General features: G+C 49.1%; 10 protein-coding genes. 6 read left to right on the top strand and 4 right to left on the bottom strand.

Going from position 1 to position 12,234, the window contains the following annotated elements; translation table 11 throughout:
* Positions 1 to 5: 5 nt before the first annotated feature.
* From LRP50_RS05410 to LRP50_RS05385, 6 genes are read left to right on the top strand one after another with little or no spacing between them, the layout of a single operon-like run.
* Positions 6 to 992: an ABC transporter permease gene (locus LRP50_RS05410; protein ID WP_274163463.1), complete on the top strand. Its 987-nt coding sequence runs from the start codon at positions 6 to 8 to the stop codon at positions 990 to 992.
* A gap of 2 nt (positions 993 to 994) precedes the next feature.
* On the top strand, positions 995 to 2,014 hold the full coding sequence (locus tag LRP50_RS05405; RefSeq protein WP_274163462.1) for an ABC transporter permease: 1,020 nt from the start codon (positions 995 to 997) through the stop codon (positions 2,012 to 2,014).
* Positions 2,011 to 2,991 carry an ABC transporter ATP-binding protein gene (locus tag LRP50_RS05400; protein WP_274163461.1) on the top strand — a complete coding sequence of 327 codons (981 nt, stop codon included), beginning with the start codon at positions 2,011 to 2,013 and terminating at the stop codon, positions 2,989 to 2,991. The genes LRP50_RS05405 and LRP50_RS05400 overlap by 4 nt, the downstream gene beginning before the upstream one ends.
* Positions 2,992 to 3,001: 10 nt before the next feature.
* Positions 3,002 to 3,994, top strand: a complete 993-nt coding sequence (locus LRP50_RS05395) for an ABC transporter ATP-binding protein (protein ID WP_274163460.1) — start codon at positions 3,002 to 3,004, stop codon at positions 3,992 to 3,994.
* 27 nt (positions 3,995 to 4,021) lie between these two features.
* Positions 4,022 to 5,413 (top strand): M17 family metallopeptidase, encoded by a 1,392-nt coding sequence (locus LRP50_RS05390; protein WP_274163459.1) that lies wholly within the window; start codon positions 4,022 to 4,024, stop codon positions 5,411 to 5,413.
* Positions 5,414 to 5,423: 10 nt separating this feature from the next.
* The gene (locus LRP50_RS05385) at positions 5,424 to 6,350 is read left to right on the top strand and encodes a glycosylasparaginase (RefSeq protein ID WP_274163458.1); all 927 of its coding nucleotides are present in this window, start codon (positions 5,424 to 5,426) and stop codon (positions 6,348 to 6,350) included.
* A 109-nt stretch (positions 6,351 to 6,459) separates the two neighbouring features.
* Here the strand turns inward: LRP50_RS05385 and LRP50_RS05380 are convergent, their stop codons facing one another.
* From LRP50_RS05380 to LRP50_RS05365, 4 genes are all read right to left on the bottom strand, one after another.
* Positions 6,460 to 7,263, bottom strand: coding sequence for a MurR/RpiR family transcriptional regulator (locus LRP50_RS05380; RefSeq protein ID WP_274163457.1), 804 nt, complete (start codon positions 7,261 to 7,263; stop codon positions 6,460 to 6,462).
* 45 nt (positions 7,264 to 7,308) lie between these two features.
* Entirely contained in the window at positions 7,309 to 9,972 is a 2,664-nt protein-coding gene (locus tag LRP50_RS05375) for a glycoside hydrolase family 38 N-terminal domain-containing protein (RefSeq protein ID WP_274163456.1), read from the bottom strand.
* An 85-nt stretch (positions 9,973 to 10,057) separates the two neighbouring features.
* Positions 10,058 to 10,504 (bottom strand): PTS sugar transporter subunit IIA, encoded by a 447-nt coding sequence (locus LRP50_RS05370; RefSeq protein WP_274163455.1) that lies wholly within the window; start codon positions 10,502 to 10,504, stop codon positions 10,058 to 10,060.
* A 5-nt stretch (positions 10,505 to 10,509) separates the two neighbouring features.
* Positions 10,510 to 12,072 carry a PTS fructose transporter subunit IIC gene (locus tag LRP50_RS05365; protein ID WP_274163454.1) on the bottom strand — a complete coding sequence of 521 codons (1,563 nt, stop codon included), beginning with the start codon at positions 12,070 to 12,072 and terminating at the stop codon, positions 10,510 to 10,512.
* Between the last annotated feature and the right edge of the window lie 162 nt (positions 12,073 to 12,234).

Genomic DNA, 12,234 nt, shown 5'->3' with positions numbered 1-12,234 from the left:
AAGGTATGGCCTTTTTTCTTCGACGACTTTCATTTTATTTTATGGCGTTGATTTTTGCCGCCACATTGAATTTCATTCTCCCTCGCGCGATGCCGGGCGACCCTGTCACCATGATGTTTGCGAATGCAACGGCGGAAGTCACGCCAGAGCGTATCGAATCCATGAAGAAGCTTCTAGGGTTCGTTGATGCGCCGTTGCCACAGCAGTATTTATCTTATTTAGCCAATATCTTCACCGGTAATTGGGGTATTTCCATTAAGTACTTTCCCATTACGGTGAACGAACTGTTGGGGAGTGCGGTTGGGTGGTCATTGTTTTTGACAGGCTCTGCGATTGTTCTGGCTTTCTGTATTGGATCAGTGCTCGGTATTTTTGCCGCATGGCGTCGAGGCAGTCACTACGACTCCTTCATATCGCCAAGCATGTTGGTGGTGCAATCTATTCCGTCAGTGGTTGTCGCCATGTTGGTGCTTTACACCTTTGCGATAGGTCTTGAGTGGTTCCCCTCAGGTAACGCTTATACCGTGGGTTCTCATCCCGACTGGGGTAGCTGGGCGTTCTACAAAGACGTTGCCTACCACGCGGTCTTACCTCTGTTTTGTGCCACGATTGCCCAGATTGGTGGCTTCCTCATCAGCATGCGTAACAACATGATCAATTTGCTCAATGAAGACTTCATTACCATGGCAAAAGCCAAAGGGTTGAGTGAAAACCGTGTTGTGTTCAATTACGCCGCCCGTAACTCCATGCTGCCAAGTGTCACCGCTTTGTCTATGGCGCTGGGTTCGGCTATCAGTGGTCAGTTGATTGTAGAAATGATTTTCAACTACCCAGGGCTTGGCACGGTTTTGCTGAATGCCATTCATGCGCGTGATTACCAAGTGCTTCAAGGTCAGCTTCTTCTTATGACCATGTTTATGTTGTTCTTCAACTTCTTGGCAGACCTGATGATCGTTTACCTCGATCCTCGCTTGCGCAAGGGAGGTAAATAATCATGAAAGCGTTAATGACCCTACTCATTGGGAATAAGAAGTCTCTTGCTGGTCTTATTATCCTCATTATTTTTGCATTGGTTGCCATCTTCGCGCCTGTCATTACCAAACACGCGCCTGATGTGGGCACGGGTAACCCTCATGAATATCCTGCGTTCATTGTCAAAGCGGCACAGGAAAACCCTGATGGCTGGATAGCGAAAAACCTCGCGAATAACCCTCGTCGTTTGATGATGTCTGAAGGGGCTGATCATGTGCTTGGCACCTCACGAATGGGACGAGATGTTTGGTCACAGTTGGTTTATGGCGCAAGAACATCATTGGCAGTCGGTATTGGAGCTGGTGTACTGGTGTGCTTTTTGGCGACAGCGATTGGCGTAACGGCGGGTTATTTCGGCGGTAAGATTGATGACTACTTGTCGGCTGCCATGAACATCATGTTGGTGGTACCGCAGTTACCGTTGCTCTTTATCATTGCCGCGTTTATCGGCGAGGCGGGCCCCGCGACAATTGCGGTGGTGATAGCGATCACCTCCTGGGCGTGGGGTGCAAGGGTGGTTCGAGCCCAAACGTTATCGGTACGAGAGAAAGAATTCGTGCGTGCCGCTGAAGTGTTGGGTGAGAAAACGTGGCGCATTATTGCCGTGGAAATCTTACCAAACCTAATGTCAATTCTCGGTGCTAGCTTCATTGGTTGTGTATTGCTCGCGATCATGACTGAGGCCAGCCTGTCCTTCCTTGGCTTGGGGGATCCTAACTCCATCAGTTGGGGTGTCATGCTCTACAACGTTCAAACCTCTTCATCCATGTTGATTGGCGCATGGTGGGAAATTTTGGCGCCTTGTTTTGCGTTGACCATGATAGCGGTGGGTCTGTCGCTTCTTAACTTCGCCGTCGATGAAATAGCCAACCCACAACTGCGTTCACAGAAAGGTTTTCGCCTTTGGAAGAAACGCAATAAATGGGAAAAATCGGCAGATCACGCAAAACGCCCAGTGTTTGAAGAAGGATCGCACTCATGACAACACCTCAAATCTCGATACGCAATTTGTGCGTGGACTACATCACCGATGCGGGTGATGTACGCGCGGTGAATGACGTTAGTTTTGATATTGGTAAAGGTGAAGTGTTTGGTTTGGCGGGAGAGTCAGGCTGCGGTAAGTCTACGGTGGCATTTTCACTGATGCGCCTGCACAAGCCACCGGCATATATCTCAAAGGGCGAAGTCTTTTTTGAAGGCCATGGCGACTTACTGAAGAAATCCGAACAGGCAATGTCGCATTTCCGCTGGAAAGAAGTGTCTATGGTATTTCAAAGTGCCATGAACGCGTTAAACCCAGTATTGACCATGGAAGAGCAGTTTTGCGACGTGATCATGCGCCATACCGATTTTACTCGAGAGCAGGCTAAGCGACGCGCAGAAGGTTTGTTGGAGATTGTCGATATTCACCCGAGCCGCTTGACCGACTATCCGCATCAATTCTCGGGTGGCATGCGTCAGCGTTTGGTTATCGCCATTGCCTTAGCCCTCAACCCTAAGATGATCATTATGGATGAGCCGACAACAGCACTGGATGTTGTGGTTCAGCGTGAGATTTTGCAAAAAATCCATGCGCTGAAAGAGGAGTTTGGCTTCTCCATTTTGTTCATCACGCATGATCTTTCACTGATGGTCGAGTTCTCAGATCGCATCGGCATTATGTATGCGGGCGAATTGATTGAAGTCGCGCCATCAAAACAGATCCTGACGACACCTTTTCACCCATACACCGAAGGGTTGGGGAGTTCATTCCCGTCATTAACAGGCCCTAAAACCCAGTTGAAAGGCATTCCAGGTAGCCCATTGAATTTGTTTGATATCCCGACTGGTTGCCGTTTTCAAGCGCGCTGCGCGAAAACGCAATCGAGCTGTTTTAGTCAATCTACAGCGTTGAAATTGATTGAGCCGGGGCGTTTTTCAAACTGTCATTTGTTTACTTCGCCAACGGTTAAGGGGTGAGGAGATACTTATGAGTAAACCAACAGGAAAGCTCATTATTGAGGGTAAAAACCTCATCAAAGATTTTGCCGTTAGCAGTAATTCGCTTCAGAAATCGAAGATGCGCGCCATTAATGACGTCTCTTTCAGAATGTACAAAGGCCGCGGTTTAGCGGTAGTGGGAGAGTCGGGTTCGGGTAAGTCCACAACCGCAAAAATGATTGCCAAGATGTACCCGCCAACAGGTGGGAGCATTGAGTACTTCGGGCGTGATATTCAGTCGATTACTAAGCGTGATGATCTGATGCTCTATCGTCAGGGAGTACAGATGGTATGGCAAGACCCATTTGGTTCGCTAAATCCGACACACACGATTTTTCATCACATCGCTCGTCCACTTTGTATCCATAACAAAGTGGACAGCCGGGACAAAAAAGCACTTGAGGAAATGGTTTATGACCTCTTACAGCAAGTTGGCCTGACGCCACCCAAAGAGACTGCCGCTAAATACCCGCATCAGTTATCGGGTGGGCAGCGCCAACGTGTCAATTTGGCGAGAAATATTGCGGTAGGAGCAGAAGTCGTATTGGCCGATGAGCCAACGTCTATGCTGGATGTTTCGATTCGTGCAGGTGTTTTGAACCTGATGGAAGAGATGAAGGTAGAGCGCGAAATGGCGCTACTTTATATCACTCACGATATTGCGACGGCCCGCTACATCGCCGAAGACTTGGCGGTCATGTATGTCGGTCATATGGTTGAGTGGGGCGATGTAGAGCAAATCATCCACGATCCGCAACACCCTTATACCCAACTGCTGGTGTCAGCGGTGCCCGATCCAAATAAATCGATTCACGAAAAACTCAAAGGCAATCGCGGAGAGATACCGCTTTGGACACCTGACAGTGTGGGCTGTCCGTTTGCAGGTCGGTGTCTACATGCCACCGCCAAGTGTAAGGAAGCTTTGCCTCCTATTACCCAATTATCAGAAAACCACTTTGTACGTTGTTATCTCTTCGACTAGTACCCGATAACAACAGAGGAAATCAGGATGTTTCAATTAGCGTTTATTCGCGTTAAAGATACCGAGTGCCAACTGACAAGAACGTTGCATTTGGTCTTGGGCAAAGGCAACTCACTGGATCTCAATCAGGACATTGATGGGTTCAACAGCGAGATCAAGAAGGCGACGTTTTCTGTCGCAGACCTGCAAGACATAGGCTACTTGTTAGCGTCGACGTTTAAGCGAGCACAAACCCTTGAGCTTCACATCGATGATGAGGTGCTATTTCTTCACACCCCTGAAGTTTGGGTTAAGTGGCTGTCGTTAGGGCTGGCGTTATCGTCTTACGATTACAAGCACAGAGACAGCTTTCACCTTGAACCTAGCATCAATGCGTTTGAGCTGAAAACCGATGAGACGACGTTAGCCACTGCGTTTTTTGAAGGGCAAATTTTGGCGCAGAGTCAGCTTATTGCTCGAGAACTGGTGAACAAACCCGGTAATGTAATTTATCCCGAGTCCTTCGTCAGTGCAGTGCAAGATCTGCCGATGGAAAACACAGCCTTGTCGTTTCTGACCGAAGCAGAAATGCGTGAGAAAGGCTTTGGTGGTCTGGTTGGTATCTCTCAAGGCAGTGATCGAGACGGTCGCATGCTGTGTTTGGACTATCACCCTGAAGGCGCACAAACCACGATTGCATTGGTCGGCAAAGGGGTCACCTTTGATACCGGCGGTATAAGCATTAAAGGCCAATTGCGTATGAGCACCATGAAGGTGGATATGGGCGGCGCGGCGGCGGTTGTTGGCGCTTTGAATGCAATCGCGCAATTGCAGCTTCCAGTTCGTGTGGTTGGTCTGTGTGGTTTGGTGGAAAACATGCCATCAGGCTGTGCAATTAAGCCGGGTGATGTGGTCACCATGTTGTCTGGAAAAAGTGTCGAAATTATCTCGACCGACGCGGAAGGCCGCATGGTGCTGGCAGATGTGATGCACTACGCACAGCAGACCTTTAAGCCTGATTACCTCATTGATATTGCGACACTGACTGGCGCGACGGGCGTATCGTTGGGCAAAGCCTATGCATCTTTGATGGGGAACAGTGATGAGTTGAAAATGCTGGCAAAAGCGGCGGGTCATAGCTGCTCTGAGCCTTTGTGGGAAATGCCTATTAGTACCGATCTTTATGAAGCATCGCTGAAAAGCGACTTCGCCGATGTTCGCCATGGCAGTGAAGATGGCGATGCTGGTGCGAGTGTGGCAGCGACTTTCCTCAATCACTTTGTAGCGCCAGAGCAAAAATGGATTCATATCGATTCTGCGGCGATGTCTCTTGGTATGACGCACCGCAAGATCTATCCGAAAGCGGCGTCTGGTTATGGCACATTTTTGCTAACCGCACTTTGCCAACACATTGCTTCTCATACTAATAATGATAAATAAGGAAAACCCCATGATTTTGCTCGCCAACTCAGAAGCCTACCCAGGTATTGAAGAATCTGCTCGCCGTCTGCAAGCGGGTGAGGAAGGGCTTCGCTCTTTGGTTGAAGGGATTAAATTAGTCGAACTTGACCCACGCGTGCGCACGGTGGGTTATGGCGGTTGGCCAAACGTGCTGGGTGATATGGAGCTGGATGCGTCCGTGATGGATGGTGACAACCTGCGCACTGGTGCGGTAGGTGCACTGAAAGGCTACATGCATCCGGTAGAAGTGGCGTATAGCGTCATGACAGACTTGAATCACGAGATTCTTGTTGGTGAAGGTGCGGGCATTTTTGCCAATGAAATTGGCGCTGTGGCAGGTGAAAACCTGATTGAGGATTCCAAGCAAGTTTGGTGGGAAAAACTTGAAGCTGCGATGACCCCAGAGCAGCAAGCGGCGTTCCCTAATGTTCCATTGGCTCCGCTTTCTAACAATGCGACAGATCCTGAGCGCGTGCGCGATACGACTGTGTTCTTGTGTAGTGACAGCAATGAGAAAATCAGCGCGGCGACGTCTACCTCTGGTTGGGCGTGGAAATACCCGGGCCGTTTGGGTGACAGCCCAATTATCGGTGCGGGTTCATATGCTGACAGCCGCTACGGTGCCTGTGCCTGTACACATACCGGTGAGATGAGTATTCGCTGTTCGACGGCACATGCCGTGGTGCTTTACATGAAAATGGGCATGAGTTTGGATGAAGCCGTTTATGAGGCAATTAAAGACTTGGATTACCTGAAAGACGGATATACCGAAGGCGTTACCATTCATGCGATTGACAGTCACGGTAACCATAAAGTGGTGAGCCTGAACTGTCCGGGTAATATTACCTATTGGTTCTGGCAGACGGGCATGGACAAGCCTGAGGAGCGTCAAGCGGAAGTGATCTTCACGCGATAAGTGCGATACCAAACCCAAATCAACAAAGCCGCTTATGCAAGCGGCTTTGTTTTGTTTAGTGCTTAGAACTTAGAACTTAGAACTTGAGAGTTGTAGGCGTTAACGTAGCTTACTTCCCAAATGGTGCTTCGGTCGACACCCAATTTTTGATCGTCTTTCGGTCCAGCGACACATAGTGATAATAGAGATGATCGATGGCCATCAGCATGGGCAGTTGCGCAGAAATCATGCCTGTCCGCTCTTCACCGTGTAGCGAGGCGGTGAGCAGGGTGGCGGTTGCTGACTGTGACATCTTTGACTTAGGATTCGCCGAAATTAGATAGGTTTCAATGCCGCGACGTGTCAGGTTTTTCACCACTTTAGCCATGTCGTCGTTCTGTGCATTTAAACTGAGTACGATGACAAGGTTGTCGGTGGTCAGAATATCTTGGTACATCTGCATAGAATTAGTGTCTTGTACCACTTCCACAAATTTACCAAGTCGTCCAAAGCGGAATTTGAAATCCGCCCCCGCGAGTGCACTGAACCCTGTGCCGAAAACATGGATGATTTGATGCCTTGCAATGGCGTGGGTGATTTGGTCGATCACATCGGTATCTAGGCAGTGTTTTAGCTGCTGTAAAACATCGAAGTAATCTTGATGCAGTCCATCGTTTTCAGGTTTGGAGAGGGGATTTGCGCTGTCCAATTGCTCTTGATAAAGAAACAGGAATTCTTTGAGATTATTCAGGCCAATCTTTTGACAAAAGCGTGTAATGGAAGCCGTGGACACACCAATGTCCGTGGCCAGTTCTTCAATGGTTTTGACAGGGCGACGTGCGAGAAAATAGTCCGCAATCTTATTGTCGGTAGTGGTGAATTTGCTCCGTGCATATTCAAACAGCAATCCAATATCTTTGTTCATCAGTACCATAGGCCATCAATCATTCGCCCCACTACCGTAGGGCGAACGCTCCTCTTAATCAAGCGTGATCTTAATGGTGCGGATTTGCTTCGCACTGAAGTCGCCAAGTTGAATCACATTGCCATCAACCACCAAGGTATTCAGGGTATCGAGCAGCAAGTTGGTCTCGGCGGCGTGTTTGATTGTTGCGTGCTCGACGGTGAGTGTGCCTGTGTTCTCAATGCTGTATTCCGATGGATTGAAAAGACGTACACAAATGGCGTTGTTGTCGAATTGCACGCTGCTACACACAAGTTGCGGTGCATCAAGGGCAAACAGGCTGTCATCATCCTTAACGGCAGTGTCGAGCGGATGCATGACAAAATACTTCAAGGTATTGGTGAACTGATTGAGCGTTTGCGATTGATAGTAAGGCGTATTCACACTCCACGTTTGCCATTGCTGCACAGCAGTTGCTGGCGAGAAGCTCGGTTCAATGTGTAGTCCCAGTGTGATGTGCTGGTGGCCTTTCATCTGGCTATCAGGTGTCGGGATGTATTTAAACTGCTGACCCGATGCAATCCCAGGGCGACGCAGAAGATCAGGTTTGCCTAACCAGCCAACGCCACGGAAAAGCGTGAGGGCGAGCGTGCCGCTTGGCTGTTCCGCGCTCTCGATAAGCACTTCATACTCTTTTATGCCTTGGGCGAACACCGTCAAACTGGTTTGCTCATCGTGCAGGTTGGCGTAGTTGATCATCGGGTAAATCCCGCAAGGCTCTTCTTTCCAGCCGCGCTCGCGCCAATCCGCCAACTGAGCTTGGAACAGGGGGCGACGCGCAAAGCCAAAGGGTGTATCTGCAATGCTTTCTTTCGCTTTGATTGGGCTGTTAATGACGAGCTGGAGGCGATGATCGTCGGCTTGATTGTCGATGGTGACATCGATCTGCAAAGGCTGTTCATCGTTGGTGAGCGTCACGTTCACGGTGTACTCGCAAACGGTGTCTCGGAAGCCCTGAGCACGAGCTTCTAAGTTTTCTGGTAGCAACCACGTGCCTTTCAAGGTCATTTGTTGCTTACATTGACCGGATTGTGTCGTGCATTCTGCGTGACTGAATGACAGGGTGATCACCCAATCATTTTCAGGGGGCGAGTAGTCGTAGGTATCGCCATCATCGCCGCCATCACGCAACGTGAAGGCTTGCGGCCAATGCTGGCCTGTTTGCTTGTCAGTAAGGTTCAATTCGCCGTTTTGATAGTCGATACGGTATCGATCATTTTCGATGTGTTTCCCAAGAACCGTGGGTAGCACTAACGCATCTTTTTCTGCCACTTCTTGAATCACGAGAGACGTGAAACCTAATGCGGGAAGCGCATATTGAACGGCGATGTCGGTTTGGTAGTAGTAGCCATTCGGGTCATTGTCTTCGGGATTGCGTTGAATGCTGCCGTTGTAGTGTTGGGTTTGTGCAGTTACATCAAATGCTACGTTCTCACCCGCTAAGGTGCTTAGTGTGAATTGCGGCGATTTGGTTGAAAGCGTGATGTCTTGAACCTGCTCTCGTGAGACGGGCAGGGTATTGAACAAGGTCAGGCGCGTGCCGTTATCGAGTTCAGGTTGAGAATCCGCCAGTTTGCGTACCAAATAGTCTCGCGCTGCACTTGATGTTTGATCAACTTGTTCAAAGCGCTCAACGATGATCTTGTTGGTTTTGTCCGTGTTGCAACCTCCGGCACTGTCGTGGGCATGATTGCGGGTCATGGTGCGCCAAAGGTTATTAATGAGTTCAGGCTGATAGCCGATACCATAACGGGTGGCCAGCGCCATAAGGGGCTCAAGCTCAAGGGTGATACGTCGCTCAAGCATATCGTTCAGGCGCTTATGATCAGCGCGTGAAGAGTAAATGGAACGGTGGATTTTCGATACTTGCCCATCGATCATTTCGCCGCTCAATGTGTCCATTGGCAGATCTTGCTCGGCAAGCGAGGCAAACAGTGCGTCGTAGCTGCTTTCAATTAATTGGCTATCGATGTTGGCGTCTGCCAGCTTTTGATTAAACAGCGCAATGCGTTCTTTGACATTGCGATCAACGAAGCGTTGGTCGCCACCCAATGGCAGGGCGACATGATGGCTCAGGCAGTCTTTCTCGACTTGGTTAGTTAGCGAGATAGCATTGTCGGAATAGATCAGTTGCCCGCCCACGTAATAGCCATCTTTGATGTTATAGAAAAGCACATGGCTACCGTCTTCACTTTGCCATTGGCCTTCTCGGTGCGGATAAACATCCGTAGAAAGCCCACGCCAAAACACCGTCTTATCAATGCCCACGCCGTTATAAATCTTCGGCATGTCCATGCTTTGACCGAAAGAATCCGGCACATAGCCAAGCATTTCACAGCTGCCAAGTGATTCACCAAGGCGAATACCCAGTTGCAGGTTTCGGATGATGGATTCACCGGAAATAATCAATTGATCGGTTTGGCTATACCAAGGACCAATTTTCAGTTTTCCGCTTTCGACCAGATGACAAAAGCGTTCTTTGTGTTGCGGGCAGGCCGATAAATAGTCCTCTACGATGCTCAGTTGCCCGTCCAAGTAGTAGTTGTCTACTTCGCCCTTTTCGAGCGCGTCCATCACTTCTTCGAGGTGATAGATCAATTGAATGAGCGATTCATGAGCGGAGAAATACCACTCAAAATCCCAATGAGTATGGGAGATAACATGCAGTTGTTTTTTCATAAACCTGTCCGCTTTGGAATGCGATCCGTCGAATGTGAAGGTGCAGCTCTGCGAGCAACACCTTCATGTCATTGGATATGTAAACTCACGCAATCACGTGTTGAATGGTGTCTAAAATGGCTTGCGCGTTGTTCTGCTGCAGCGTATTTCGAATATCGGGTTTCATCATGGCGCGGGATAACTTAGTGAGCATCACTAAGCTTTCTTCTGCGCCTGACTCCGGTATCGCTAATGACACTGCTGTGGTGACAGGCTTATCGTCCATGGTTTCCCATTCGATAGGATGAGCAAAGTGCACCACAAAAATAGCGGGTGTTTTCACATGGCAAGACTTGCAGTGCGGTATGGCTATTCCGCCAAGAAACCCCGTGCTGTCATGCGCCTCACGCGCTTGTAATCCGCTGGTAAAGCCATCAACGCTGTCGATATAACCCAGTTGATGAGCGTGTTCAGCAATGAACTGAAACGCTTGTTGCTGAGAGGTTGAGTGGGCGTCAGTCAGAATATGCTCGACGTTAAATACGTTGCTCATCAGATTTATCCATTCACTGCGGTTGAAGTGGCAACAGCGGGTGTGGCTGTTTCCTGTTGCATGGGGGTTGATGCTGCGCCCGTTTCTTTTGCATCAGCGATAGGCTGTTTAGAAGGACGACGCCAGAATCCGATAATCATGGCTGTGGTCGCGATACCGGCGAAGGTACAAGCAATCCATGTCACGAAAGGAATAGGCTGCTCGATATAGCCAATGAACGTACCCAACGGAGAACCGATACCGCCGTAGAATTTCACGTCCAAGTAGCCAACAAGGCCACCGGCTAGGGCTGAACCTGCAACACTGGCGGTGATGATTTGAACAGGGTTTGCTGCAGCGAACGGAATCGCGCCTTCAGTGACCCCGACAATACCCATACCGAATGCAGAGTTTGCAGAAACTTTTTCAGTGTCAGAGAAGCGGTTTTTGAACAGTTTTGACGCCAAGAAGATACCGAGTGGCGCAACAGATATTGCAGCTTGTGCCGCGGTGCCTGGAACGAAGTTAGCACCTTCAATGCCGTATTTTGCAACGGTGTCAGTCCACACAGCCGTACCGAAAATCAGTGCGGTTTTGTTCACTGGGCCACCGAAATCGAAGCCGATCATGGCACCGATAATGGCACCGATGATGAAGGTAGATGCGCCATACGTGTTGGTTAGCCAGTTTAGGCCTTCATACAGTGCACTCATGGCACCCGCGATAGGTTGACCAATGAAGTACAACACCACAACGGTAATGAAGAAGGTCGCGATCAACGGAATGATCATGATCGGCACAAGCGGTTGAAGCAGTTTCGGCCATTTGATTTTCTTTAGGTACTTCACGAAGTAGCCAACAAGGAAAGCAACAAGGATGGCTGATAGGAAGCCGCCGCCTGCGTCAGTGCCTAAGAATGCTGGGTCGTTTGCCATGTATGCACCCAGCATAGCGGGAGCAATCGCAGGGCGATCCGCGATGGAGTTTGCTACAAAACCAGCAAACAATGGGATCATCAGAAGGAAGCCTATTTGACCCACTTTGAACAGGTGCGCCATGAAGTAACCGAGCGGTTCGGTTTGGTCAAAACCCCATGCGACCATGCGGCCTAAATCATCACGCTGGAAGGCGAAGATATTTGCAATGGCCAACAGTAAGCCTGCTGCAATAACCATAGGCACCATGTAAGAGATACCGCTCATGATGTGCTGAACAAAACCGTTTTCTGTGGTTTTACCCAAGGTCACGTTACCCACTTTTGTGCCTTTCGCACCAAAGACAGTCGCGTTTTCTTCAGCTTCTTTAATGAGTGCCATTGCGTCGCGAATCGCGGCTTTTGGACGCGCCTTGTAAACACGTTTTCCTGCAAAGCGCGCAAGATCAATTTCAATGTCAGAGGCAATGATCACCAACTCTGCATCGTTGATCTCTTGTTCTGTCAGGATGTTTTGCGCACCGATTGAACCTTGAGTTTCAACCTTCACAAAAAAATTGTGTTCTTTGCCAGCTTGCTCAAGGGCTTCAGCTGCCATGTAAGTGTGCGCAATACCAGCAGCACAGGCGGTAATCGCAACAACATTTTTGGTCATGAGGTTCTCCTTCTACGACCTTCAAATAGGGATTTGGCAGGAGAATGATGAAAATATTTCCACTTTAAGACTGTGATTGAGCGCATATTAGTCATTTTGTTGTAAATATTTACAGTTAAAGGGTGCACTTCATCATGGAAATATTCTCAGAAAGCTGTAAAT

The sequence above is a fragment of the Enterovibrio gelatinilyticus genome, from assembly GCF_028683095.1.
In the GTDB taxonomy this organism is placed as follows: Bacteria; Pseudomonadota; Gammaproteobacteria; order Enterobacterales; family Vibrionaceae; genus Enterovibrio; species Enterovibrio gelatinilyticus.
The sequence above is the reverse complement of the archived record's forward strand: the minus strand, read 5'-3'. Positions and strand labels throughout refer to the sequence as shown.